Here is a 23,481-nt window from a genome sequence, read left to right as displayed (position 1 = left end):
GCGCGCGTTTGCGCCAACGGCTTGAACCCACTCACGGCAACGCCATCTAAGCCAGCATGAGCAATCCCCTCCTCGACTTCTCGGGCCACATTCCCTTCGACCGCATCACCCCCGCCGACGTAGCCCCTGCGGTGGATGTGCTGCTGCAACGCGCAGACGGCGCACTGGAAACCGTCACCCAGCCGGACTTCCCGGCCCGCTGGGATGCGATTGCGCAGGTACTGGATGTCGCCACCGAGGAACTGGGCCGCGCATGGGGCGCCGTCAGCCACCTCAACAGCGTGGCGGACACGCCCGAGCTGCGCGCCGCCTACAACGAGGCGCTGCCCAAGGTCACCGAGTTCTGGACCCGCCTGGGCGCCGACGAGCGCCTGTACGCCAAATACAAGGCGATCGACCCCGCCACGCTCAACCCGGAACAGCGGCAGGCGCACAGCAATGCGATCCGCAACTTCGTGCTGTCGGGCGCCGAGCTGCAGGGCGCAGCCAAGGAGCGCTTTGCCGCCATCCAGGAACGCCAGGCCGAGTTGCAGCAAAAGTTCAGCGAGAACGCGCTGGACGCCACCGACGCCTACGCCTACTACGCCACGGCCGAGGAGCTGGACGGCGTGCCGGCCGACGTGCAGAACGCCGCCCGCGCCGCGGCCCAGGCCGAGGGCAAGGACGGTTACAAGCTCACGCTGAAGATGCCGTGCTACCTGCCGGTGATGCAGTTCGCCACCAGCAGTGCCCTGCGCGAGAAGCTCTACCACGCCTACGTCACACGCGCATCGGACCAGGCCAGCGGCGACGCCGCGCGTTTCGACAACACCGCCGTGATGGCCGAGATCCTCGCGCTGCGCAAGGAAGAGGCGCAGCTGCTGGGGTATGGCAACTTCGGCCAGGTGTCGCTGGTGCCCAAGATGGCGCAGTCGCCCGAACAAGTCATCCACTTCCTGCGGGACCTGGCGCACCGCGCCCGGCCCTTTGCGGAGAAGGACGTAGCCGACCTGCGCGCCTTTGCCGCTGAGCATTTGGGCCTGGCCAACCCCCAGTCCTGGGACTGGCCCTACATCTCCGAGAAACTCAAGGAAGCGCGCTACGCCTTCAGTGAGCAGGAGGTCAAGCAGTACTTCACGGCGCCCAAGGTGCTGGCCGGGCTGTTCAAGATCGTCGAGACGCTGTTCGAGGTGGCCATCCGCCGCGACGTCGCGCCCGTATGGAACAGCGCCGTGGAGTTCTACCGCATCGAGCGCGGCGGCGAGCTGGTGGGTCAGTTCTACCTGGACCAGCCTGCCCGCCAGGGCAAGCGCGGCGGGGCCTGGATGGACGATGCGCGCGCCCGCTGGCTGCGCCCGGACACGGGCCTGCTGCAGACACCGGTGGCGCATCTGGTGTGCAACTTCGCCGACGGGGTGGACGGCCGCCCACCCCTGCTCACGCACGACGACGTGATCACCCTGTTCCATGAATTCGGCCATGGCCTGCACCACATGCTCACCCAGGTGAACGAGCGCGACGTGTCAGGCATCAGCGGCGTGGAATGGGACGCCGTGGAACTGCCCAGCCAGTTCATGGAGAACTTCTGCTGGGAATGGGAAGTGCTGCGCCACATGACCGCCCATGTGGACACGGGCGAGCCGCTGCCGCGCCCGCTGTACGACAAGATGATCGCGGCCAAGAACTTCCAGGCCGGCATGGCCACGCTGCGCCAGATCGAGTTCGCGTTGTTCGACATGCTGCTGCACACCGAGCACGACCCCCAAGGCGACGTGCTGGCGCTGCTGGACCGCGTGCGCGACGAGGTGGCCGTGCTCAAGCCTCCCGCCTTCAGCCGCTCGGCCCACACGTTCAGCCATATCTTCGCGGGCGGCTACGCGGCGGGGTATTACAGCTACAAATGGGCCGAAGTACTCAGCGCCGACGCGTATGCCGCGTTCGAGGAAACTGCCGGCGCGGGCGGGGAGCCCAGCGCGGAGACCGGCCGGCGCTACCGCCAGGCCATCCTGGAAGCGGGCGGCAGCCGCCCCGCCATGGACTCCTTCAAGGCCTTCCGCGGCCGCGAACCCACACTGGACGCGCTGCTGCGCCACCAGGGCATGGCAGCATAAAAGTGAGCGGTTCGCGCTTGTCTGCCGGGCGTTTGCGCCTGCTTTCTACTGAAAAATGGCTTGCAGCAAGCGCGACCAGCTATTATTTTTAAGAAACCAAGAGGAGAGGAACCCATGTCCATCATTCGCAACGCTGCCGTGTTGGCCACCACATGCACCACGGCCGCCCTGCTGTCCACGGCCGCGCTGGCCCAGCAGGTGTACCGCATCGTCGGGCCGGATGGCAAGGTGACCTTCTCCGACCGCGCTCCTGCCGCAAACGCCGAGGGCACAGCGGTCGGCGCCGGACCACGCAGCGGCGGCGGCGGCGCCGAGGCCCTGCCCTACGCTCTGCGCCAGGTGGCCACGCGCTTTCCCGTGACGCTGTACACCAGCAGCGACTGTGTGCCCTGCAACAGCGCGCGCAATCTGCTGATCAACCGTGGCATTCCTTTCACCGAGCGCACCGTCAGCACCAACGAGGACATCGACGCGCTCAAGCGCATGAGCGGTGAATCCAGCCTGCCCTTCGGCACCATTGGCGCACAGCAGCTGCGGGGCTTTTCCGACACCGAGTGGACGCAGTACCTGGACGCCGCCGGCTACCCCAAGCAGTCGCAATTGCCGCCGAACTACCGCCGTCCTGCGGCAGCCCCGCTCGTTGCGGTGCCTGCGCAGCCTGCAGCACCGGCTGCGGACAAGGCGTCCGCTGCTCCCGCACGACGCCCCTCAGCGCCACCGGCAGCGCCCACGGGGCCGTCTCCCTCCAATCCGGCCGGCATCATTTTCTAAAAGCGAGGGGATGCTCGGCGCGGCATTGCCGCGCCACTGCCGTCCACCGTCTTACAGGGACAGCGTACGCACGCCCTGTGCCGTGCCCAGCAGGCAGACGTTGGCCTTCTGCAGCGCAAACACGCCCACCGTCACCACCCCCGGCCATTGATTCACCTCGGTCTCGAACGCCAGCGGATCGCTGATGGTGAGGCCGCGCACATCCAGTATGTGTTGGCCGTTGTCGGTCACGAGCGGTTGGCCATCCTTGAGACGCAGCGTCGCCTGCCCCCCCAGCGACTCGAAGCGCCGCGCGATGTACGCGGCGGCCATGGGAATGACCTCCACCGGCAGCGGGAACGCGCCCAGCACGGTCACCAGCTTGGACTCGTCCGCTATGCACACAAAGCGCCGTGCCAGCGCGGCGACGATCTTCTCGCGCGTGAGGGCCGCCCCTCCGCCCTTGACCATGTAGCCGTTGCCGTCGATCTCGTCGGCGCCATCGATGTACACCGACAGCGAGCGCACGTCGTTGGCGTCCAGCACGGGGATGCCCAGCGCCTTCAGCCGCGCCGTGCTGGCTTCGGAGCTGGAAACCGCGCCGCGGATGGTGTCCTTGATAGATGCCAGCGCGTCAATGAACTTGTTGACGGTAGAGCCGGTCCCCACGCCCAGCAGTTCGCCCGGCACCACATATTGCAGTGCAGCTTGGCCGACCAGGGTCTTGAGTTCGTCTTGGGAAAGGGATGTGGGTGCAGTCATGGGGGAAAATCCGGAAAGATCATTGAATTATCCCCATGTCTCTGCTGCCCTACGCCCTCGCCCGCTCCTTTCTCTTCGGCATGGACGCCGAAGCCGCCCACGAACTCACCATGGACATGCTGGCGCGCGGCCAGCGCACGCCGCTGCAATGGGCCTGGTGCAACGAAACCGTGAGCGACCCCATCGAACTGGCAGGCCTGCGCTTTCCCAACCGCGTGGGCCTCGCGGCGGGGCTCGACAAGAACGCCCGCTGTATCGACGCGCTGGCCGCCATGGGCTTCGGCTTCGTGGAGGTTGGCACCGTCACGCCCCGTGCGCAGCCCGGCAACCCCAAGCCGCGCATGTTCCGCCTGCCCGAGGCGCGTGCGCTCATCAATCGCCTGGGCTTCAACAATGAAGGGCTGGATGCCTTCGTGGCCAACGTGCAGCGCTCGCAGGTCCGCACACAGGGCCGCGGCCAGAGCAAACTGCTGCTGGGTCTGAACATCGGCAAGAACGCCACCACGCCCATCGAAGACGCCACGCGCGACTACCTCACCTGCCTGGAGGGCGTGTACCCGCATGCCGACTACGTTACGGTGAATATCAGTTCGCCCAACACGCAGAACCTGCGCGCTCTGCAGAGCGATGCGGCGCTTGACGGCCTGCTGGGCGCCATTGCCGAGCACCGCGAACAGCTCGCCGCCGCCCAGGGCCGCCGCGTGCCCATCTTCGTGAAAATTGCGCCGGATTTGGACGAGGCCCAAGTGGCCGTGATTGCCACCACACTTCAGCGCCACGGCATGGATGGCGTGGTTGCCACCAACACCACCATCCGCCGGGACGCCGTGCAGGGCCTGCGCCATGCCGGCGAGACTGGAGGCCTGAGCGGTGCACCCGTGCTGGAAGCCAGCAACGCCGTGATCCGCCAGTTGCGTGCCGCGCTGGGCCCGGCTTTCCCGATCATCGGCGTGGGCGGCATTCTGAGCGCCGAAGATGCTGTGAGCAAAATCCGCGCAGGCGCCGATGTCGTGCAGATCTACACCGGCCTGATCTATGAAGGCCCTGCCCTCGTGGGCCGTGCGGCCAAGGCGATCCGCGATCTGCGTTAAAAACGGGCCAAGAAAAAAGGCCGCGATGCGGCCTGATAGAGACTGTGGAACAAGGCCTTAGCCGCGCCGCATGCGCATGACCAGCGGCATCACCAGGGTGGCCCAGCGCACCAGCCGTTGAGGCCCCGCCAGCACCGCAGCGCCCACCACCGCTGCCACCGCAACGGGATGCAGGCGCGCAAACGCCACCAGCCGTGCCGCCAGCGGCGCATCGGGTTCCACCCGAACTTCCGCGCCTGCGGCCACGGCGCGCGCCTGGCGCAGGGCCGCGCGCCGAGCACGCAGCCGCTCGCGCTGCACCAGAATGCGGTCCAGCACCTTCTGCTGCTGCGGGGTGGGCACGCGCGCCGGCTGCCCAGAGTTCAGGGAAGAGGGGCTCATAACTGCTCCTTGATGGTGCGCCAGTCCTGCTGCAACTCCCGCCGCGTAAGGGCAAAGGCATTACCCGCCTGTCGGCCGATGGACACCAGGGCCACCGCCACTGCCACCCAGGCCAGCAACCAGCCGCCTGCCAGCAACCATGCCACCAGCACGCGCTGCGGTGAATCCCAGAACTGGACCAGCACAGCCAGTGACAACAGCAGCAGGGCGATCACGGCCACGCACCCAAAGAGAACCAGCAGCACCACCAGCTGGGCCATGCGGCGCTTCTGGTCGGCCCATTCGAGCCGTGCGAGTTCGATACGGTCTTCCGCCGCGATCACGCCTTCGATGATGGCGGCCCGCCAGCGTGCAACCCAGCCTTCCAGGCCGAGCAGGGACAACCAGTTCATGCAAGCCCCTCCCTGGCGCTGGAGCGCGCCGCAGCGTTGACGATTCGCCCTGCCATTGCGCTACCGGTCAGCGGCGGGCCAGCATGAAGCCCACCAGCGCCCCTACGGCCAGCGCAGCGCCGGCAACGCGCCAGGGCTCATCGTGGGCATAACGGTCGGCGGCGCGCGCGGCATCTTTGGCCTGCAGGGCTGCCTCCTGAGCGGCACGCACGGCGGAATCGCGCACCGAATGGATGCCGTCATCCAGACGCTGGCGCAGTTGCTTGATCTCGGGAATACCGTCCAGATCCTTGCTGGCCAGCAGACCGCGCAGGTCGCCTACCAGCTTTTCGAGTTCTGCCTGGGTGGAGGAAATGGTTTCGGATACGGTGGTCATACGGGAGCCTTTCATAGCAGGAAACAATGGTAATACGCCGTGCATGGCAAACCATGTAGGCGGGTATCTCATCTTAGCCCAGTGCTCGCGCCGCAGGGCATGGCCGCTATCACAAAATGACCGCGTTGCATCATGACACGGCGTCTTGGTGCAGCAGACCGGCCACGTGCGCACCGATTGCCAACGCGCTGGTCAGCCCAGGTGATTCGATGCCAAACAGGTTGACCAGCCCCGAGACTCCGTGATCGCGCGGCCCCTGGATCAGGAAGTCCGCCGCGGGCTCATGGGGGCCGTGGATCTTCGGGCGTATGCCGGCGTAGCCCGCCGCCAGTGCACCGTCGCGCAGGCCAGGCCAGTACTTGCGCACCTCGGCGTAAAAGGCCTCGGAGCGGCTCGCATCCACCACCAGGTCCTCGGGGCCTTCCACCCATTGCACGTCGGGGCCGAACTTGGCCTGCCCCCCCAGGTCGAGCGTCAGGTGCACGCCCAGCCCCGCCGCCTCCGGTACGGGATAGATGAGATGGCTGAAGGGTGCCCGGCCGGACAACGTGAAATAGTTGCCTTTGGCATAGGCCGCCTGCGGTACATGCACCGCGGACAACCCCTCGAACTGGCGCGCGAGGACTGGCGCATGCAAACCGGCCGCGTTGACCACGGTGCGCGCACTGATGCACGTGCCATCCATTGCTTCCAAATGGATAGCTTGTGGCGTGCAACGGGCCTTGGCCAGAGGCGAATTCAATGCCAGAACACCACCCGCGTTCTCCAGGTCGCCCAGCAACGCCAGCATGAGGGCATGGCTGTCCACGATGCCGGTACTGGGCGAGAGCAGCGCTGCCACACATTCCAGTTCGGGCTCCAGCGCACGCGCTTCCTCCCGCGAGAGCCATTGCAGGTCATCCACGCCATTGGCCTGCGCGCGCGCCCTGATGCCCGTCAGCGCGTTCTGCTGTTCGGTCGACGTGGCGACGATGAGCTTGCCGCAGCGACTGTGAGGCACGCCGCGCTCGCTGCAGTAGTCGTACAGCATGGCCTTGCCTTGTACGCACAAGCGCGCCTTGAGCGAACCCTGCGGGTAATAGATACCGGCGTGGATCACCTCGCTGTTGCGCGAACTCGTCTCGGTGCCAATGGCATTGGCCGCTTCCAGCAGCCAGACCTCGCGCCCTTGCAGCGCCAATGCGCGCGCCACCGCCAGCCCCACCACCCCCGCGCCCACCACGACGCAATCGACCGTCTCACTCATCGCTCATGCCTCCGTTGTCATGCCTGCTCGAAACCCTCGAGCACATTCACCGCATTCGTTCCCAACTCCGCCGCTGCGTAGCCGCCTTCCAGCACCAGCACAGTGGGCAGTCCCACACCACGCAGCCGCGCACCCAGCCGCAGAAAATCCGTCGTCGCCAGCCGAAAGCGCGAGATCGGATCGCCCTCATAGGTATCCAGTCCCAGCGAGACCACCAGGGCATCCGCTCCAAAAGCGGCGATGCGCGCGCAGGCCTGCTCCAGGGCCGCAAACCAAGTGGCAGCATCGGTGCCGGCCGGCAGAGGCAGGTTCAGGTTGCCGCCCGCACCGAGGCCTGCGCCGGTTTCATCGGCATGTCCCAGATAGAAGGGGTATTCGGTGCGGGGATCGCCATGGATGCTGACGAAGAGCACGTCCGCACGGTCATAGAAGATGCTCTGCGTGCCATTGCCGTGGTGGTAATCCACGTCCAACACGGCCACACGGGCTGCGCCGTGGTCGCGCAGCCATTGGGCCGCCACGGCCGCGTTGTTCAAGAAGCAGTACCCGCCCATGAAATCGGGGCCTGCATGGTGCCCCGGCGGGCGTGTGCTGCAGAACGCGGCGCGCTCGCCAGCCGCCAGGCGCGCCGCGGCACTGGCCGCCGCGTCGGCGCCTGCTTTGGCTGCCGTCCAGGTGCCCGCTGCAAGCGGCGAGCCGTTGTCCATGGAGTACAGCCCCAGCTTGGCAATGAAATTGTCGGGCTCTATATCCGAGCGCAATGTGCGTACCGGCCATACCGACGGAAACGGCTGCACACGGTCCTGCCCTTCACCCAGCGACACCCATTGCTGCCACGCCGAAGCCAGAAAAGCCAGGTAGCGCGGCGCATGGATCTTTGCCAGTACCTCCGTGCAATCCACATCCGGGGGGTGCAGTACATGACCCCGCGCAGTCAAAGCGGCTTCCACATAGGCCGCGCGCGTCGGGTTCTCGAAACAGGGTATACGCTCGCCGCGGAAAAATTCGTGCTCGGGAGCGTGGGTGTGCTGCAGCGGGTTATGGAAGGTGATCATCGACGGCGGCCAAGTCAATCGCGACTGCCGGATTGTCATCGACGCCGGCAGTCCCTCACGACCTCAGCGCCAAGAAAAAACCCCTTGCGGCCATACCGGCTGCAAGGGGTTCGGATTGGTGGGTGATACATGGATCGAACATGTGACCCCTGCCGTGTGAAGGCAGTGCTCTACCGCTGAGCTAATCACCCGTGTCGTTGCTGCGACAGCCCGCGATTATGGCATAGCTTTCTTACGCCTCAGACAAAGTCCGCCAAATTGTTTTACCGCTGCTGGACTTGTCGATCTGCACGAGTACTTCCTCATGCTCGGCAAGCTCCTGCGCACTGGCGGTCAGCACCGTCAGTGCAATGCGGCTCAGATCTACCGCGGCCACGGTGGTGCCTCCTGCCCCGGCGGTGGCCTCATCCATGATCAGCAGGGCATCCTGCCCGCGGGTCATGTTGATGTAGACATCCGCCAGCAACTCCGCGTCCAGCAAGGCGCCGTGCAGCGTACGACTGGAATTGTCAACGCCCAGCCGGTCGCACAGCGAGTCCAGCGAGTTGCGCTTGCCCGGGAACATCTCCTTGGCCATGGCCAGGGTGTCGATCACGCCCCCGACATGCGCGGACAGCGGCGCCAGGCCGACCAGTTCCAGCTCCTTGTCCAGGAAGCCCACGTCGAAGCTCGCGTTGTGGATGATGAGTTCCGCGCCCTGCAGGTATTGCAGGATGTCTTGCACCCGCTCGGCAAACTTGGGCTTGTCGCGCAGGAATTCATTGCTGATGCCGTGCACCTTCAGCGCGTCCTCATGGCTGTCGCGCTCGGGGTTCAGATACAGATGCAGATTGTTGCCGGTGAGCTTGCGGTTGACGAGTTCCACGCAGCCCAGCTCGATGATGCGGTCGCCCCCTTCCGCCGACAGGCCGGTGGTCTCCGTGTCCAGAACAATCTGTCGGGACATCAGTGGTTCTCCTTGGCGTGGTTGATCGAGTACTTGGGAATCTCCACCGTCACATCGCTCTGCGCCAGGATGGCCTGGCACGACAGGCGCGATTGCGGCTCCAGGCCCCACGCGCGGTCCAGCAGGTCTTCCTCCTCCTCTTCCGCATCATTGAGCGATTCGAATCCTTTGCGCACGACCACATGGCAGGTCGTGCAGGCGCAGCTCATATCGCAGGCGTGCTCGATCTTGATGCCGTTGTCCAGCAATGCCTCACAAATTGAGGTGCCGGCCGGCGCGGTGATTTCCGCGCCCTCGGGACAGTATTCGTGATGAGGCAGGATCTTGATGACGGGCATGGGTGTTTGAATCAATGGATGAGGTTTGTGCGGTCAGAGGGCACTGACGTTCTTGCCTGCCAGGGCTTGGCGGATACCGCGGTTCATGCGCTGCGCTGCAAACGCCTCGGTGCCCTTGGCCAGGGCCTGCGCTGCGGCCTCGACAGCCGCCGCGTCGGTGCTGGTCTCCAGCGTGGCGCGCAGTGCATGCATCAGGTCGTCGATCGCCGTGCGCTCCGCGGCCGCTAGTACATCGCCGTCCACGTCCAGTGCGCTCTGCGTGGCGATCAGCAGGCGGTCGGCATCCACACGGGCTTCAACCAATGCGCGCGTCTGCATGTCCTGCTGCGCGGTCGCAAAGCCCTCTTGCAGCATGCGCGCGATCTGCTCGTCGCTGAGCCCGTAGGATGGTTTGACGTCAATACGCGCCTCCACACCGCTGCCCTGCTCGCGCGCAGCCACGCTGAGCAGACCATCCGCATCGACCGTGAACGTGACGCGGATGCGCGCCGCGCCCGCTGCCATGGGCGGAATGCCCCGCAGCTCAAAGCGCGCTAGGCTGCGGCAGTCCTGCACCAGGTCGCGCTCGCCCTGCACCACGTGGATGGCAAGAGCGGTTTGGCCGTCCTTGTAGGTGGTGAAGTCCTGCGCCTTGGCCGTGGGAATGGTCTCGTTGCGGCCGATGATGCGTTCGACCAGCCCACCCATGGTTTCGATGCCCAGCGACAGCGGAATCACGTCCAGCAGCAGCAGATCGCCGGCCGCATCGTTGCCGGCCAGTTGGTTGGCCTGGATGGCCGCGCCGATGGCCACCACTTCGTCCGGGTTGAGGTTGGTCAGCGGTTCACGGCCGAAGAATTCGGCCACCGCGGTGCGCACGACCGGCATGCGCGTGGAGCCGCCGACCAGCACCACGCCCTTGACCTCATCGCGCTCGATCTGCGCATCGCGCAGGGTGCGGCGCACCGCCGCCAGGGAGCGCTGGGTGAGATCCGCTGTCACTGCCGCAAAATCTTCACGCTTAACATCAAATTGCACTGTAGCGCCCGCCACATCTGCGGTAAAAGCTACATTATCAGTAGCAGTCAGCGCTTCCTTGCAGGCGCGCGCGGCCAAGCGCACCGCCGTCTTGTCCTCGGGCGTACTCGCCCGAACACCTGTCTGCTGCATCACCCACTCGGCCAGAGCCGCGTCGTAATCGTCGCCGCCCAGGGCCGAGTCCCCCCCGGTGGCAATGACTTCGAACACCCCTTGCGCCAGGCGCAACACGGAGATATCGAACGTGCCACCGCCCAGGTCGTACACGGCATAGACGCCTTCGGCTCCGTTGTCCAGCCCGTAGGCAATCGCGGCGGCCGTCGGCTCGTTGATCAGGCGCAGCAGATTCAGGCCCGCGAGGTGGGCGGCATCCTTGGTCGCCTGGCGCTGCGCGTCGTCGAAATATGCGGGCACCGTGATCACGGCGCCGTAAAGGTCACTGTCGAAACTGTCTTCGGCACGGTAGCGCAGCGTGGCAAGGATCTCGGCACTGACTTCCACCGGCGATTTCACGCCTGCCGCGGTGGACAGCGAGAGCATTCCGCCACTGTCGGTCGCTGCAATGAAGTTGTAAGGCAGCTTCTCGCGCCCCGTGATGTCGCCCAGGCCCCGGCCCATGAATCGCTTGACGGATGACACCGTGTTGGCCGGGTCCTGCATCTGCGCTGCAGCGGCCTCGTAGCCGATCTGCCGCCCGCCCCCGCCCAGGTAGCGAACGACGGAAGGCAAAAGCACCCTGCCCTGCGCATCGGGCAAGCACTCGGCGACCCCGTTGCGCACCGCCGCCACCAGCGAATGCGTGGTGCCCAGATCAATGCCGATGGCAACGCGCCGCTGGTGAGGATCGGGCGATTGCCCTGGTTCAGAAATCTGCAGAAGCGCCATGAAATGAGTGTGGAAAAGCCGGGGCCCGCGAGCGCACGCCCAGGCAGGAGTGACCGAATAAAGCGCCTATTGTCCCAGTTGCTCTCGGCGCAAATCGATGTCGTGCGCAAATCGCGCAATGAACATGAGGGCTCTGACCTCGCGGGCTGCGCCGGCATAGTCCTGCTGCTGGTCCAGCAGTTCCGCACAACGGGCCAACGCCACTTGCCGCGCCATATGGGTGGTGTCGTCCAGCGCGTCAAGCTCCGCAGCACTGCGGGCCTCATCCAGGGCTTCGCGCCACTCCATCTGCTGCATCAGGAAGGCCGCGGGCATGGCGGTGTTGTCCTCGGCGCGGATGGGCGAGCCGCCCAGTTCGCAAAGGTAAGCCGCCCGCTTCAAAGGATCCTTCAGGCGTTGGTATGCCTCGTTGATGCGCACCGACCATTGCATCGCCACACGCTGGGCGGCGGCGCCCTGCGCCGCAAACCGGTCGGGATGGGCTTCGCGCTGCAGGTCCTTCCACCGCGCGTCCAGAGCGTCGCGGTCCTGCGCAAAGCGGCGTGGCACGCCAAAAAGTTCGAAATCGTCGGATTGGAGGTTCATGGCAATAAAAAAAACCGCCAGCGCGGCGGGCGATGGCGGTCCTGTGCAATAAGCGGCCTACGGCGTGCTCACACGCGGAAGCTCTCTCCACAACCACAGCGGTCGCGCTCATTCGGGTTATTGAAGCGAAAGCCTTCATTGAGGCCCTCGCGCACAAAATCCAACTCGGTCCCGTCGATATAAGCAAGGCTCTTGGGATCGATCAGCACCTTGACGCCGTGATTTTCAAACACAACGTCTTCGGGTGCCTGCTCATCGACATATTCAAGCTTGTAAGCCAGGCCTGAGCACCCGGTGGTCTTGACACCCAGGCGCACGCCCACGCCCTTTCCCCGCCGGGCGAGGTAGCGCGTCACATGGCGCGCGGCAGCTTCGGTCAGCGTGATCGCCATGGTCTTCAGGCGGCCTCGACAGCCGCTCCGTGCTTGGCCTTGTAATCGTTGACGGCGGCCTTGATGGCGTCTTCCGCCAGGATGGAGCAGTGGATCTTCACCGGCGGCAGCGCCAGCTCTTCGGCGATCTGGCTGTTCTTGAGCGAGGCAGCCTCATCCAGCGTCTTGCCCTTGACCCATTCCGTCACCAGCGACGAGGACGCAATGGCGGAGCCGCAGCCGTAGGTCTTGAAGCGCGCATCCTCAATCACGCCCGTATCGGGGTTCACCTTGATCTGCAGCTTCATCACGTCGCCGCAAGCCGGCGCACCGACCATGCCGGTGCCCACCGAGTCGTCACCCTTGTCGAAGGAACCCACATTGCGGGGGTTCTCGTAATGGTCAATCACTTTGTCCGAGTAAGCCATGGTGTGTTTCTCCTGTATTCCGTCGTTCCGCGTGTGGTCAGTGAGCCGCCCATTGGATGGTGCTCAGGTCCACCCCATCCTGGTACATCTCCCAGAGGGGGCTCAACTCACGCAGCTTGGCGACGTTGTGCCGGATGGTGCTGATCGCGTAGTCAATTTCTTCTTCCGTCGTGAAGCGGCCAATGGTCATGCGCAGGCTGCTGTGTGCCAGCTCATCGCTGCGGCCCAGGGCGCGCAGCACATAGCTGGGTTCCAGGCTCGCCGAAGTGCAAGCCGACCCGGAAGACACCGCCAGTCCCTTGATGCCCATGATCAGGGATTCGCCTTCCACGAAGTTGAAGCTCATGTTCAGGTTGTGGGGTACGCGCCGCTCCAGGTCGCCGTTGATAAAGACCTGCTCCACATCCTTCAGACCGTCCAGCAGACGCTTTTGCAGCGCTTGGACCTTGTCCAAATCCTGGGCCATTTCCAGCTTGGCCAGGCGGAAGGCCTCGCCCATGCCCACAATCTGGTGGGTGGGCAACGTGCCCGAACGCATGCCGCGCTCGTGGCCGCCACCATGCATCTGCGCTTCCAGGCGCACGCGCGGCTTGCGGCGCACGTAGAGGGCTCCGATGCCCTTGGGTCCGTAAGTCTTGTGCGAAGCCAGGCTCATCAAATCCACGGGCAATTGGGTCAGGTCGATTTCGACCTTGCCGGTGGCCTGCGCGGCATCCACGTGAAAAATGATGCCCTTCTCGCGGCAAAGCGCACCCAGCTGGGGAATGTCCTGGATCACGCCGATTTCGTTGTTCACGAACATGACACTGGCCAGGATCGTGTCAGGGCGGATGGCGGCCTTGAACTTCTCGATGTCAAGCAGGCCGTTCTCCTGCACATCGAGGTAGGTCACCTCGAAGCCCTGGCGCTCCAGTTCACGCATCACGTCAAGGACGGCCTTGTGCTCCGTCTTCACGGTGATGAGATGCTTGCCCTTGCCTTGGTAGAAATGGGCAGCGCCCTTGATGGCGAGGTTGTTGGATTCAGTGGCGCCCGAGGTCCACACGATCTCGCGCGGGTCGGCGCCGATCAGATCGGCCACATGGCCGCGGGCTTGCTCCACGGCCTCTTCGGCCTCCCAGCCCCAGGCGTGGCTGCGCGACGCCGGGTTGCCGAAGTGTTCGCGCAACCAGGGAATCATCGCGTCGACGACCCGGCCGTCCACGGGGGTCGTGGCGCCGTAGTCAAGATAGATAGGGAAATGCGGAGTCATGTCCATGGCTGGCTCAGTGAAAGGTTCTGGCTGGCATCAGAAAGCAATAGGGTCGACGTGGCGAGCCCGCCCCGCGCGCAGCCCGTGGCCGGCGCAGGTCAGCCTGCAGCTCAAGATTTGGCGAACGCGTTGCCGAGGGCAAACACCGAATTGGGTGCGTTCACACGGATTGGTTTGACCACCGGCGTGGTGGAGATCGCGCGGCGCGTGACCGGCTTGTCTTCGATTTGCACGCCCTTGGCGAGCTGGTCGTCCACCAGTTTCTGCAACGTGACGGAATCCAGGAATTCCACCATGCGCTGGTTCAGAGAGGCCCACAGCTCGTGCGTCATGCAACGCCCCGCCTCGCCCAGGCAGTTTTCCTTGCCACCGCACTGCGTGGCATCAATGGGCTCGTCCACGGAGACGATGATGTCTGCCACGGTAATATCGCCCGCCTTGCGGGCGAGCGTATAACCGCCGCCAGGGCCGCGCGTGGATTCCACCAGTTCGTGGCGGCGCAGCTTTCCGAACAATTGTTCCAGATAGGACAGCGAAATCTGTTGGCGCTGGCTGATGGCCGCCAAGGTGACGGGCCCGTTGTTCTGGCGCAGGGCCAGATCGATCATGGCGGTGACCGCAAAACGGCCTTTGGTTGTGAGACGCATCGCAAGCTCCTTGTCTAGGCTTGATCGTTATAGAAACGCCGCGGCATGCGTATAGCCAACCGGGCACCGTCTCCACCCTTTCCCTGAAGCGCTACGGCTGCAGCCTCCAAGGCCCTTGTTTGTTGTGGGGCTCTTTCTTGAGTATTTGAGACAAGTATAGCACAAATCCCTATTAATTTTGTCGGGTAACTAGACTAAACAGTCGCGTTTTCTCCTGCAGGGTCGCAAAGCCTGGTCATGCGGCAGGGATTTGGTCGCCGCCATGCGCTCCAAACACCCGGTCCTTGAGACGGGTCAATTGATCGCGCACCCGAGCAGCCTGCTCAAACTCCAGGTTGCGGGCGTGTTCCAGCATGAGCTTTTCCAGCCGCTTGATTTCGCGGGCAATGTCCTTTTCGGACATCTCCTCCAATTCGGCCTGCCGCGCCGCATCTTCGCGGAGTCGCTGGGCTTCCTGGCCGGCCTTCTCGCTATAAACGCCGTCAATCAGGTCTCGCACCTGCTTGACGATGCTGCGCGGCGTAATACCCCGGGCCTCGTTGTATGCGATCTGTTTGGCGCGGCGGCGTTCCGTTTCGCTGATCGCCTTGCGCATTGAGTCGGTGATCCGGTCGGCATACAGGATGGCCTTGCCGTGCAGGTTGCGCGCCGCCCGGCCGATGGTCTGGATCAGGCTGCGTTCGGCGCGCAGGAATCCCTCCTTGTCGGCATCCAGGATGGCCACCAGGGAGACCTCAGGAATGTCCAGCCCCTCACGCAGCAGGTTGATCCCCACCAGGACATCGAAGGCTCCCAGGCGCAGGTCGCGAATGATTTCCACGCGCTCCACAGTGTCGATATCGGAGTGCAGATAGCGCACCTTGACCCCGTTGTCGCTCAGGTAATCGGTCAGTTGCTCCGCCATGCGCTTCGTCAGCGTCGTAATGAGTACGCGTTGATTCTTTTTCGTGCAAATGCGTATTTCCTGCAGCACATCATCCACCTGATGGGTAGCGGGACGCACCTCCACCTCCGGGTCCACCAAGCCGGTGGGCCGCACCACCTGGTCCACCACCTGGCCCGAGTGCTCCTTCTCGTAATCAGCCGGAGTGGCCGATACAAACACCACCTGCCGCATGCGCTGCTCGAATTCCTCGAACTTGAGCGGCCGGTTGTCCAATGCCGACGGCAGGCGAAAGCCGTACTCGACCAGCGTGGTCTTGCGCGCGCGGTCGCCGTTGTACATGGCGTTGAGTTGCCCGATCATCTGGTGGCTCTCATCCAGGAACATCAGCGCATCGGGCGGGAGGTAGTCGGTCAGCGTGCTCGGCGGCTCGCCAGGCGCAGAACCCGACAGGTGGCGCGTGTAGTTCTCGATGCCCTTGCAGTGCCCCACTTCGCTGAGCATTTCCAGGTCGAAGCGCGTGCGCTGCTCCAGCCGTTGCGCCTCCACCAACTTGCCCTCGGCCACGAAGAACTTGAGCCGCTCGTCCAGTTCCTGCTTGATGGTCTCCACGGCCGCCAGCACCTTGTCGCGCGGCGTCACGTAATGGCTGCTGGGGTACACCGTGAAGCGCGGGATCTTTTGCTGGATACGCCCCGTGAGCGGGTCGAACAGCTGCAGGCTTTCCACCTCGTCGTCGAACAGTTCGATGCGCACCGCCAGCTCGGAATGCTCGGCAGGGAACACATCGATGGTGTCGCCACGCACGCGGAACTTGCCCCGGCTGAAGTCCTGCTCGTTGCGCTGGTACTGCATGCGGATCAGCTGCGCGATCGCGTCACGCTGGCTCAGCTGGTCACCCACGCGCAGCGTCATGATCATGCGGTGGTAGCTCTCGGGCTCGCCAATGCCGTAGATGGCCGACACCGTGGCCACGATGACCACATCGCGCCGCTCCAGCAAGCTCTTGGTGCACGACAGGCGCATCTGCTCGATGTGCTCGTTGATGGCGCTGTCCTTCTCGATGAACAGGTCGCGCTGAGGCACGTAGGCCTCGGGCTGGTAGTAGTCGTAATAGCTCACGAAGTACTCCACGGCGTTCTTGGGGAAGAACTCGCGGAACTCGCTGTACAGCTGTGCGGCCAGCGTCTTGTTGGGCGCGAAGATGATGGCCGGCCGTCCCAGGCGGGCGATCACGTTCGCCATGGTGAAGGTCTTGCCCGAGCCCGTCACCCCCAGCAGGGTCTGGAACACCTCGCCGTCCTGCACGCCCTCCACCAGCTTGGCGATGGCCTCGGGCTGATCACCGGCGGGCGGGTATGGCTGGTACAACGAAAAGGGCGAACCTGGAAACTGGACGAACTGCCCGTCCGCCGCGCCAGCGGCCGGCTCAGAGGTGACTTCATGCATGGCGGAGGTAAACGGCGCGCGGGGGCGGCCGTTAAAATCAAGAGTGGACCGAAAGCCTACCGTAGGTGAGGTCCCGTCGTCAGATTTCCATCCCCTCAAGGACTTTTCATGTCTCTGTTCACCGCCGTCGAAATGGCTCCCCGCGACCCGATCCTGGGTCTCAACGAACAATACGCCGCCGACCCCAATCCAGCCAAGGTCAACCTGGGCGTGGGCGTGTACTTCGACGACAACGGCAAGCTGCCCCTGCTGCAGTGCGTGCAGGCAGCCGAAAAGGCCATGATGGACAAGCCCGCTGCGCGCGGCTACCTGCCCATCGACGGCATCGCCGCCTATGACAACGCGGTCAAGGCCCTGGTGTTCGGCGCGGAGTCCGACGTCGTCAAGGCCGGCCGCGTGGCCACGGTGCAGGCCATTGGCGGCACGGGCGGCCTGAAGATCGGCGCAGACTTCCTCAAGAAGATCAGCCCGAACGCGAAGGTGCTGATCTCCGACCCGAGCTGGGAAAACCACCGCGCCATCTTCACCAACGCCGGCTTCGAGGTGGGCAGCTACCGCTACTACGACGCCGCCAACCGCAAGGTGGACTTCGACGGCATGCTGGCCGACCTGAACGCCGCCGCGCCCGGCACCATCGTGGTGCTGCATGCCTGCTGCCACAACCCCACGGGCTACGACATCACCGCCGCGCAGTGGGAGCAGGTGATCGCCGCCGTGAAGGCCAAGGGCCTGGTGGCCTTCCTCGACATGGCCTACCAGGGCTTCGGCCACGGTATTGCCGAGGACGGCGCCGTGATCGGCAAGTTCGTCGCGGCCGGCCTGAACATCTTCGTGTCCACCTCGTTCTCCAAGAGCTTCAGCCTGTACGGCGAGCGCGTGGGCGCGCTGTCCGTGGTGGCCAACGACAAGGACGAGGCCGCGCGCGTGCTCTCGCAGCTCAAGATCGTGATCCGCACCAACTACAGCAACCCGCCCACGCACGGCGGCGCCGTGGTGGCGGCGGTACTGAACAACCCCGAGCTGCGCGCCCTGTGGGAAAAGGAGCTGGGCGAAATGCGCGTGCGCATCAAGGAAATGCGCCAGAAGCTGGTGGACGGCCTGAAGGCCGCCGGTGTGAAGCAGGACATGGGCTTCATCACCACGCAGATCGGCATGTTCAGCTACTCCGGCCTGTCCAAAGACCAGATGGTGCGCCTGCGCAATGAGTTCGGCGTGTACGGCACCGACACCGGCCGCATGTGCGTGGCCGCGCTCAACAGCAAGAACATCGACTACGTCTGCCAGGCCATCGCCAAGGTGATCTGAGCCACGGCGACGCCCCAAAAAAGCAACCGCCTTCGGGCGGTTTTTTCATGTGTTTTCGGGCTCTAACACCCATCCAGCAAGCGCTAGCAGCTATCAATTTAGATAGATCAACCCCAAAGCATGGAGCGCATGGAGATCGAGGCCGACTGAAAACCCGTGTTGAAAAAGCGCGGCATCTCCGTGGGCAGCGCAGCGCCTGCGGCATACAGCAGTGGCAGGTAATGCTCATGCGTGGGATGCGCCAGCGGCGCCATCGGGCCCCACTGCTGGAAGGCCACCAGCGCGTCGAGGCGGCCCGCCTTCACCAGTTCCTGCACCTTGAAGTCGAATTCGTTCGCCCACTCGTAGGCTGCATTGATACCTGTGCCGCGCCGTGCGGCGCGCAGGTTGTGCACCACGTTGCCGCTGCCCACGATGAGCACTCCACGCTCGCGCAGCGCGCGCAGCTGCTGGCCCAGGGCGTAATGCTCGGCCGCCGGGCGCGCGTAGTCCATGCTCAGCTGCAGCACCGGAATGTCCGCCGCCGGGAACATGGGCTTGAGCACGGACCACGTGCCGTGGTCCAGGCCCCACGCCCCCGCGTCCACCTCCAGGGCGCGCGCCGTCGCGGGTGAGCGCAGCTCCTGCGCCAGGCTGCGCGCCACCTGCGGCGCGCCCGGCGCCGGGTACTGCTGCTCGAACAGCTCGCGCGGGAAACCGCCAAAGTCGTGGATGGTGCGGGGCGCAGCCATGCCCGTCAGCTGCCAGCCGCCGCGCGTGAGCCAATGGGCCGACACGCACAGGATGAGCTGCGGCCGCTGCCCGCGCGCCAGCAGTTCCGCCCCCATGTCCTGCCAAGTGCGGCGCCAGGCGTTGTCTTCGATGGCGTTCATGGGGCTGCCATGGCCCACGAACAGCACCGGCATGCGCGGCGAGGGGCGCAGCGCCTCCAGCAACGGGGCGGCTTCGGACAGGGGGCTCATGAAGACTCCGGGGAGGGTGGCGAGGCCCGCCAGCGCGGCCATGGTGCGGCGGCGCTGCGGCAAGAGGAAGGCGTGAGAGGGCACGATATGATTTTGGCGGTCAGCCGGGATCGGGGCGCGCACGGGCGCCGAAGTTCCAGCCGCGGCCCTCCGTTCACCGCTTCCGCTTTCCGCCCATGCCTCTCGCGCTCGATCCCCCTGCCCCGCTGGCATGCCGCCGGCTCAGTGCCCGCGCATGTCCTGGACCACAGGCCGCCACCCTGCCCCCTGATGGCCAGCCCATGGCCACACTTCCGCCGTCCAGCGCGGCGGATGTTTGAACATGCGCACACACGGCATCGTCCGGCAATGGAATGCGGACAAAGGCTTCGGCTTCATCCAGGGCGCTGCCAGCACCCAGGTGTTCTTTCATGTACGGGACTTCCGGGGCACGGCGCCGCCCGCCCACGGGATGCCGGTGGAGTATGAAGAGATCCACGTGGGCGGCAAGGGACCACGCGCGATGGATGTGCGTCCACGCAGCCAACCGAGCGGCTCCCCTTCCGCCCACCGGTCTCCGGCCCGCGCAGCATCCGCCCTCCATCCACGCGACCCACCGCCCGCCCCACGCCGGCCACCGCCAGGCACACGCGCCCGCGCTGCGCACCGCAGGCACCCGCAGGCGCGGGCCTCGCCCTGGCGCTGATGCTGCTCTGGCTGGGCCTGTGGGCCTGGGGCGCCTGGGCGCAGCGGTTGCCGCTGTGGTGGCTGGGCGCGGCGGCGGCCCTGAACCTGCTGACCTTCTTCACCTACGCGCTGGACAAGAGCGCCGCCCAACGCGGCACGTGGCGCACCCGGGAGAGCCACCTGCACCTGCTCGCCCTGCTGGGCGGCTGGCCTGCCGCATGGTGGGCCCAGCAGTGGCTGCGGCACAAATCGCGCAAACAGGACTTCCGCGCGGTGTATTGGGGCACGGTGGTGTTGAACTGCGTCGCACTGGCGGTGTGGACGCTGCGGCCGCAGACGCTGCGCGAAGTGCTTTCTTTTTTATAGCTGCTAGCGCTTTCCAGCATTGCGGCGGGGCCGGTTTTTATCGGGATCTGCGGCATGCCTTGCGGCCACGTCCGACAGCGCGGCCTTCCATCGCCCGACAGCCAGGCGACGCTGCGGCACCTCCAATGGGTCCAGTTTCTTGCCGCATTGGAGAACGACGCCATGAAGCCTTTCGCCCTCGACCCGAGCATGACCACGGCGACCGGGACTTTCTACCCCACGGGCCATGTGTTCGCGCTGTTTGCGAACGAGGAGGCGGCGCGCTCCGCAGGCCAGGCGCTGCAGGCCCAGGGTCGCGACGACGTGGCGCACGCCACGCCGCCGATGATCCTGGAACATGTGGTGCGCACGCTGGGCAATGCCGATGCACCCCTGCCCTCGGTCGGTGCGGAGGGCGTGATCGTGCGCCGCATCGCGCAACTGGCCAGCGACGGCGCCCACGGCCTGTTGCTGCGTGCTGCGGATTCCGACGCTCCGGAGACGCTGCGCGACCTGCTGCAGCCGCTGGGCCCGCTGGCGGCGTTCTACTACCGCCGCCTGGTCATTGAGGAACTGGTGCCTGCCCCGCCGGTCCCGCGCGCTGACGGCCGGGTGCCGCCCCGTCAGCGCCGCCGGCCCGTACCCTTGCCCGACGCCGGGGTGCCGGCCCCGCCCTGGCGGCGCCCCGCGGCGCCCGCCGCGTTGCCGCCGGCATTGCCACGGCTGCCAGTGCGGGCACCGGTGCCGGCACGTGGCGGCAGGCCGGTGTTCTGCGTGAGCATGCGGCCCGGCTGCGGCGCGCTGCTACGAAAACGCACGTCTCCCTGCGGCTCCTCCGGCTCCTGCGGGCGGCGGCGCAGCGCCACGGCCTTGCCGTCCTTGTTGATGGTGTAGCCCACGCCGGCCCCGCCACCCTTGGGCCCGGTGCTGTTCTTCTTGCGGGCACTTTGGTAGCTGCCGTCGACCAGCGGCTGGAAGGTGGGGATCAGGTGGTGCTTGCCGTTACCGATCAGGTCGGCCCGGCCCATGCTTTTCAGCGCCTCGCGCAGCAGCGGCCAGTTGTTGGGGTCGTGGTAGCGCAGGAAGGCCTTGTGCAGGCGGCGGCGCTTTTCGCCACGCACCACGTCCACCTGTTCCACGGCCACGTCGCGCATCTGCCGTCGCACGCGCGTGAGCGGGTTGCGGCCCGAGTGGTACATGGCCGTGGCGCTGGCCATGGGGCTGGGGTAGAAGGCCTGCACCTGGTCGGCGCGAAAGCCGTTCTTCTTGAGCCAGATGGCCAGGTTCAGCATGTCCTCGTCGGTGGTGCCGGGGTGGGCGGCGATGAAGTACGGGATCAGGAACTGTTTCTTGCCCGCCTCTTCGGTGTACTGCTCGAACATCTGCTTGAAGCGGTCATAGTTGCCGATGCCTGGCTTCATCATCTTGGACAGCGGCCCCGCCTCGGTGTGCTCGGGCGCGATCTTGAGGTACCCGCCCACGTGGTGCTGCACCAGCTCCTTCACGTACTCGGGGGACTTCACCGCCAGGTCGTAGCGCAGGCCGGAGCCGATGAGGATCTTCTTGATGCCCGGCAGCTTGCGCGCGCGGCGGTAGATGTTGACCAGCGGCGCATGGTCCGTGTGCAGGTTCTGGCAGATGCCGGGAAACACGCAGCTCGGCTTGCGGCAGGCGGCCTCGATCTCTGGGCTCTTGCAGCCCAGGCGGTACATGTTGGCCGTGGGGCCGCCCAGGTCGGAGATGGTGCCGGTGAAGCCCTTGACCTTGTCCCGGATGTCCTCCACCTCGGCAATGATGGAATCCTCCGAGCGGCTCTGGATGATGCGTCCCTCGTGCTCGGTGATGGAGCAGAAGGTGCAGCCGCCAAAGCAGCCGCGCATGATGTTGATCGACGCGCGGATCATCTCCCATGCCGGGATCTTGGTGGGCCCCTCGTAGCTGCCCTGCGCGTCCAGGTACTGCGGATGCGGGTTGCGCGCATACGGCAGGCCGAACACCCAGTCCATCTCGGCCGTGGTGAGCGGGACGGGCGGCGGGTTCAGCCACACGTCGCGCGCCGTCGCGCCCTCGCCATGCGCCTGCACCAGCGCGCGGGCGTTGCCGGGGTTGGTCTCCAGGTGCAGCACGCGGTTGGCGTGGGCGTAGAGCACCGGGTCGGCCTTCACCTGCTCGTAGCTGGGCAGGCGGATCACGGTGCGCTCGCGCGGCGGCAGCGCCCGACCGCTGCGCCCCTTGGAGGGCAGCGCCGGGTTGGGCACGATCTGCACGGTCTGCAAGGGTTTTTGGCCTGCAGCGCTTTGTGGGTCAGCGCTGGCAGCTATTGAATTTGCAGCATCTTCCTGCGAACACGTCTGGCCCTGGGCCGCAGCCTGCTCGCTGGTGGTCATGTAGGGATTGATCAGCTCATCCACGCGGCCGGGCTCGTCCACCTCGGTGGAGTCGATCTCGAACCATCCGGGCTCGGACGCGCGCCGCACAAAGGCCGTGCCGCGCACGTCGGTGATGGTCTCCACCGGGTCGCGCCGCGCGATGCGGTGGGCCACTTCGACCAGGGCACGCTCGGCGTTGCCGAACAGCAGAATGTCGCACTTGCTGTCCACCACGATGGAGCGGCGCACCTTGTCGCTCCAGTAGTCATAGTGGGCGATGCGGCGCAGAGAGCCTTCGATGCCGCCCAGCACGATGGGCACGTCCTTGTACGCCTCGCGGCAGCGCTGGCTGTAGACCACGGCGGCGCGGTCGGGCCGCTTGCCGCCCACGTCGCCCGGCGTATAAGCGTCGTCGCTGCGGATCTTGCGGTCCGCCGTGTAGCGGTTGATCATCGAATCCATGTTGCCCGCGGTCACGCCCCAGAACAGGTTGGGCTTGCCCAGCACCTTGAACGCGTCGGCGCTCTGCCAGTCCGGCTGCGCGATGATCCCCACGCGAAAGCCCTGCGCCTCCAGCACCCGCCCGATCACCGCCATGCCGAAGCTCGGGTGGTCCACATAGGCATCGCCCGTCACCAGCACCACGTCGCAGCTGTCCCAGCCCAGCTGCTCCATCTCGGCACGGCTCATGGGCAGGTACGGCGCCACGCCAAAGCGCTTGGCCCAGTAGGGGCGGTAGCTGGTCAACGGCTTGGCGTTGCGCGGGAAGAAGGAAACATCGATCGGGGCGTTCATGGGCGGGCCTGCAGGGGGGGCCGGGCATTTTAGAAGCCATGCCCCCTTTGCGCCTAACCGCCCCCGCATGGCCCTTGTCGCCGTCGGCCCATGGG

General features: G+C 65.6%; 23 protein-coding genes, 1 tRNA gene and 1 pseudogene. 7 read left to right on the top strand and 18 right to left on the bottom strand.

What is annotated here, in order from left to right; translation table 11 throughout:
- The first annotated feature begins 56 nt into the window (after positions 1 to 56).
- Entirely contained in the window at positions 57 to 2,090 is a 2,034-nt protein-coding gene (locus HND92_RS09015; RefSeq protein WP_047350347.1) for a M3 family metallopeptidase, read from the top strand.
- 114 nt (positions 2,091 to 2,204) lie between these two features.
- Positions 2,205 to 2,861 (top strand): glutaredoxin family protein, encoded by a 657-nt coding sequence (locus tag HND92_RS09010; protein WP_172206777.1) that lies wholly within the window; start codon positions 2,205 to 2,207, stop codon positions 2,859 to 2,861.
- Positions 2,862 to 2,912: 51 nt separating this feature from the next.
- Here the strand turns inward: HND92_RS09010 and rpiA are convergent, their stop codons facing one another.
- Positions 2,913 to 3,602 (bottom strand): ribose-5-phosphate isomerase RpiA, encoded by a 690-nt coding sequence (rpiA, locus tag HND92_RS09005; protein WP_172206776.1) that lies wholly within the window; start codon positions 3,600 to 3,602, stop codon positions 2,913 to 2,915.
- Between the two features lie 35 nt (positions 3,603 to 3,637).
- Between rpiA and HND92_RS09000 the strand changes: the two genes are divergently transcribed.
- Positions 3,638 to 4,693: a quinone-dependent dihydroorotate dehydrogenase gene (locus tag HND92_RS09000; RefSeq protein ID WP_103738707.1), complete on the top strand. Its 1,056-nt coding sequence runs from the start codon at positions 3,638 to 3,640 to the stop codon at positions 4,691 to 4,693.
- Positions 4,694 to 4,750: 57 nt separating this feature from the next.
- Here the strand turns inward: HND92_RS09000 and HND92_RS08995 are convergent, their stop codons facing one another.
- From HND92_RS08995 to uvrB, 15 genes are all read right to left on the bottom strand, one after another.
- Positions 4,751 to 5,074 carry a hypothetical protein gene (locus tag HND92_RS08995; protein ID WP_103738706.1) on the bottom strand — a complete coding sequence of 108 codons (324 nt, stop codon included), beginning with the start codon at positions 5,072 to 5,074 and terminating at the stop codon, positions 4,751 to 4,753.
- Complete coding sequence (locus tag HND92_RS08990; protein ID WP_172206775.1) at positions 5,071 to 5,466, bottom strand: phage holin family protein; 396 nt, start codon at positions 5,464 to 5,466, stop codon at positions 5,071 to 5,073. Before HND92_RS08990 ends, HND92_RS08995 begins: the two co-directional genes overlap by 4 nt.
- Positions 5,467 to 5,533: 67 nt before the next feature.
- Complete coding sequence (locus HND92_RS08985; RefSeq protein ID WP_015913196.1) at positions 5,534 to 5,842, bottom strand: DUF883 domain-containing protein; 309 nt, start codon at positions 5,840 to 5,842, stop codon at positions 5,534 to 5,536.
- Between the two features lie 130 nt (positions 5,843 to 5,972).
- Complete coding sequence (locus HND92_RS08980; RefSeq protein ID WP_011805367.1) at positions 5,973 to 7,088, bottom strand: NAD(P)/FAD-dependent oxidoreductase; 1,116 nt, start codon at positions 7,086 to 7,088, stop codon at positions 5,973 to 5,975.
- A gap of 17 nt (positions 7,089 to 7,105) precedes the next feature.
- Complete coding sequence (locus tag HND92_RS08975; RefSeq protein WP_172206774.1) at positions 7,106 to 8,143, bottom strand: histone deacetylase family protein; 1,038 nt, start codon at positions 8,141 to 8,143, stop codon at positions 7,106 to 7,108.
- 116 nt (positions 8,144 to 8,259) lie between these two features.
- Positions 8,260 to 8,334 (bottom strand) — tRNA-Val (locus HND92_RS08970).
- A 41-nt stretch (positions 8,335 to 8,375) separates the two neighbouring features.
- The gene (gene dnaQ, locus HND92_RS08965; protein WP_011805369.1) at positions 8,376 to 9,089 is read right to left on the bottom strand and encodes a DNA polymerase III subunit epsilon; all 714 of its coding nucleotides are present in this window, start codon (positions 9,087 to 9,089) and stop codon (positions 8,376 to 8,378) included.
- Positions 9,089 to 9,427, bottom strand: a complete 339-nt coding sequence (gene fdx, locus HND92_RS08960) for an ISC system 2Fe-2S type ferredoxin (protein WP_011805370.1) — start codon at positions 9,425 to 9,427, stop codon at positions 9,089 to 9,091. The genes dnaQ and fdx overlap by 1 nt, the downstream gene beginning before the upstream one ends.
- 33 nt (positions 9,428 to 9,460) lie before the next feature.
- Positions 9,461 to 11,329 carry a Fe-S protein assembly chaperone HscA gene (gene hscA / locus HND92_RS08955; RefSeq protein ID WP_172206773.1) on the bottom strand — a complete coding sequence of 623 codons (1,869 nt, stop codon included), beginning with the start codon at positions 11,327 to 11,329 and terminating at the stop codon, positions 9,461 to 9,463.
- Positions 11,330 to 11,395: 66 nt separating this feature from the next.
- A complete protein-coding gene (gene hscB, locus HND92_RS08950; RefSeq protein ID WP_011805372.1) occupies positions 11,396 to 11,914 on the bottom strand; it encodes a Fe-S protein assembly co-chaperone HscB in 519 nt (172 codons plus the stop codon).
- 68 nt (positions 11,915 to 11,982) lie between these two features.
- The gene (gene iscA, locus HND92_RS08945; RefSeq protein ID WP_011805373.1) at positions 11,983 to 12,306 is read right to left on the bottom strand and encodes an iron-sulfur cluster assembly protein IscA; all 324 of its coding nucleotides are present in this window, start codon (positions 12,304 to 12,306) and stop codon (positions 11,983 to 11,985) included.
- Between the two features lie 5 nt (positions 12,307 to 12,311).
- Entirely contained in the window at positions 12,312 to 12,713 is a 402-nt protein-coding gene (gene iscU / locus HND92_RS08940; RefSeq protein WP_011805374.1) for a Fe-S cluster assembly scaffold IscU, read from the bottom strand.
- Between the two features lie 37 nt (positions 12,714 to 12,750).
- Positions 12,751 to 13,971 carry an IscS subfamily cysteine desulfurase gene (locus HND92_RS08935; RefSeq protein ID WP_172206772.1) on the bottom strand — a complete coding sequence of 407 codons (1,221 nt, stop codon included), beginning with the start codon at positions 13,969 to 13,971 and terminating at the stop codon, positions 12,751 to 12,753.
- A gap of 104 nt (positions 13,972 to 14,075) precedes the next feature.
- Entirely contained in the window at positions 14,076 to 14,612 is a 537-nt protein-coding gene (iscR, locus tag HND92_RS08930; RefSeq protein WP_011805376.1) for a Fe-S cluster assembly transcriptional regulator IscR, read from the bottom strand.
- Between the two features lie 235 nt (positions 14,613 to 14,847).
- On the bottom strand, positions 14,848 to 16,944 hold the full coding sequence (gene uvrB, locus HND92_RS08925) for an excinuclease ABC subunit UvrB (protein WP_047350338.1): 2,097 nt from the start codon (positions 16,942 to 16,944) through the stop codon (positions 14,848 to 14,850).
- A gap of 108 nt (positions 16,945 to 17,052) precedes the next feature.
- On the opposite strand from uvrB, the gene HND92_RS08920 reads away from it, so the two are divergent.
- Positions 17,053 to 18,249, top strand: a complete 1,197-nt coding sequence (locus HND92_RS08920) for an amino acid aminotransferase (protein WP_123676324.1) — start codon at positions 17,053 to 17,055, stop codon at positions 18,247 to 18,249.
- A 107-nt stretch (positions 18,250 to 18,356) separates the two neighbouring features.
- Here HND92_RS08920 and ygiD read toward each other — a convergent pair whose 3' ends face one another.
- Positions 18,357 to 19,253, bottom strand: coding sequence for a 4,5-DOPA dioxygenase extradiol (gene ygiD, locus HND92_RS08915; RefSeq protein ID WP_172209220.1), 897 nt, complete (start codon positions 19,251 to 19,253; stop codon positions 18,357 to 18,359).
- Positions 19,254 to 19,533: 280 nt separating this feature from the next.
- On the opposite strand from ygiD, the gene HND92_RS08910 reads away from it, so the two are divergent.
- The 3 genes and pseudogenes from HND92_RS08910 to HND92_RS19560 all read left to right on the top strand — a co-directional run.
- Positions 19,534 to 19,896 (top strand): cold-shock protein, encoded by a 363-nt coding sequence (locus HND92_RS08910; RefSeq protein WP_172206771.1) that lies wholly within the window; start codon positions 19,534 to 19,536, stop codon positions 19,894 to 19,896.
- Positions 19,896 to 20,243, top strand: a complete 348-nt coding sequence (locus HND92_RS08905; RefSeq protein WP_172206770.1) for a DUF1294 domain-containing protein — start codon at positions 19,896 to 19,898, stop codon at positions 20,241 to 20,243. The genes HND92_RS08910 and HND92_RS08905 overlap by 1 nt, the downstream gene beginning before the upstream one ends.
- A gap of 162 nt (positions 20,244 to 20,405) precedes the next feature.
- Positions 20,406 to 20,819 (top strand): annotated as a pseudogene (locus HND92_RS19560) (hypothetical protein); the annotation flags it as partial.
- A 26-nt stretch (positions 20,820 to 20,845) separates the two neighbouring features.
- Here HND92_RS19560 and HND92_RS08895 read toward each other — a convergent pair.
- On the bottom strand, positions 20,846 to 23,386 hold the full coding sequence (locus HND92_RS08895; protein ID WP_172206769.1) for a YgiQ family radical SAM protein: 2,541 nt from the start codon (positions 23,384 to 23,386) through the stop codon (positions 20,846 to 20,848).
- Positions 23,387 to 23,481: the final 95 nt, after the last annotated feature.

The sequence above is a fragment of the Diaphorobacter sp. JS3050 genome (genome assembly GCF_013154915.1).
GTDB lineage: Bacteria > Pseudomonadota > Gammaproteobacteria > Burkholderiales > Burkholderiaceae_C > Diaphorobacter > Diaphorobacter nitroreducens.
This window is presented reverse-complemented; position numbering and strand designations above follow the sequence as displayed.

What these genes read in the sequence shown, in the direction of transcription:
- hscA (WP_172206773.1), bottom strand. Translation starts at nt 11,329, where the DNA reads ATGGCGCTTCTGCAGATTTCTGAACCAGGGCAATCGCCCGATCCTCAC.
- iscA (WP_011805373.1), bottom strand. Translation starts at nt 12,306, where the DNA reads ATGGCGATCACGCTGACCGAAGCTGCCGCGCGCCATGTGACGCGCTAC.
- hscB (WP_011805372.1), bottom strand. Translation starts at nt 11,914, where the DNA reads ATGAACCTCCAATCCGACGATTTCGAACTTTTTGGCGTGCCACGCCGC.
- uvrB (WP_047350338.1), bottom strand. Translation starts at nt 16,944, where the DNA reads ATGCATGAAGTCACCTCTGAGCCGGCCGCTGGCGCGGCGGACGGGCAG.
- HND92_RS09015 (WP_047350347.1), top strand. Translation starts at nt 57, where the DNA reads ATGAGCAATCCCCTCCTCGACTTCTCGGGCCACATTCCCTTCGACCGC.
- HND92_RS08910 (WP_172206771.1), top strand. Translation starts at nt 19,534, where the DNA reads ATGCGCACACACGGCATCGTCCGGCAATGGAATGCGGACAAAGGCTTC.
- iscR (WP_011805376.1), bottom strand. Translation starts at nt 14,612, where the DNA reads ATGCGTCTCACAACCAAAGGCCGTTTTGCGGTCACCGCCATGATCGAT.
- HND92_RS09010 (WP_172206777.1), top strand. Translation starts at nt 2,205, where the DNA reads ATGTCCATCATTCGCAACGCTGCCGTGTTGGCCACCACATGCACCACG.
- HND92_RS08905 (WP_172206770.1), top strand. Translation starts at nt 19,896, where the DNA reads ATGCTGCTCTGGCTGGGCCTGTGGGCCTGGGGCGCCTGGGCGCAGCGG.
- HND92_RS08895 (WP_172206769.1), bottom strand. Translation starts at nt 23,386, where the DNA reads ATGAACGCCCCGATCGATGTTTCCTTCTTCCCGCGCAACGCCAAGCCG.
- HND92_RS08990 (WP_172206775.1), bottom strand. Translation starts at nt 5,466, where the DNA reads ATGAACTGGTTGTCCCTGCTCGGCCTGGAAGGCTGGGTTGCACGCTGG.
- fdx (WP_011805370.1), bottom strand. Translation starts at nt 9,427, where the DNA reads ATGCCCGTCATCAAGATCCTGCCTCATCACGAATACTGTCCCGAGGGC.
- HND92_RS09000 (WP_103738707.1), top strand. Translation starts at nt 3,638, where the DNA reads ATGTCTCTGCTGCCCTACGCCCTCGCCCGCTCCTTTCTCTTCGGCATG.
- HND92_RS08975 (WP_172206774.1), bottom strand. Translation starts at nt 8,143, where the DNA reads ATGATCACCTTCCATAACCCGCTGCAGCACACCCACGCTCCCGAGCAC.
- HND92_RS08920 (WP_123676324.1), top strand. Translation starts at nt 17,053, where the DNA reads ATGTCTCTGTTCACCGCCGTCGAAATGGCTCCCCGCGACCCGATCCTG.
- HND92_RS08985 (WP_015913196.1), bottom strand. Translation starts at nt 5,842, where the DNA reads ATGACCACCGTATCCGAAACCATTTCCTCCACCCAGGCAGAACTCGAA.
- HND92_RS08995 (WP_103738706.1), bottom strand. Translation starts at nt 5,074, where the DNA reads ATGAGCCCCTCTTCCCTGAACTCTGGGCAGCCGGCGCGCGTGCCCACC.
- dnaQ (WP_011805369.1), bottom strand. Translation starts at nt 9,089, where the DNA reads ATGTCCCGACAGATTGTTCTGGACACGGAGACCACCGGCCTGTCGGCG.
- iscU (WP_011805374.1), bottom strand. Translation starts at nt 12,713, where the DNA reads ATGGCTTACTCGGACAAAGTGATTGACCATTACGAGAACCCCCGCAAT.
- rpiA (WP_172206776.1), bottom strand. Translation starts at nt 3,602, where the DNA reads ATGACTGCACCCACATCCCTTTCCCAAGACGAACTCAAGACCCTGGTC.
- HND92_RS08980 (WP_011805367.1), bottom strand. Translation starts at nt 7,088, where the DNA reads ATGAGTGAGACGGTCGATTGCGTCGTGGTGGGCGCGGGGGTGGTGGGG.
- HND92_RS08935 (WP_172206772.1), bottom strand. Translation starts at nt 13,971, where the DNA reads ATGGACATGACTCCGCATTTCCCTATCTATCTTGACTACGGCGCCACG.
- ygiD (WP_172209220.1), bottom strand. Translation starts at nt 19,253, where the DNA reads ATGGCCGCGCTGGCGGGCCTCGCCACCCTCCCCGGAGTCTTCATGAGC.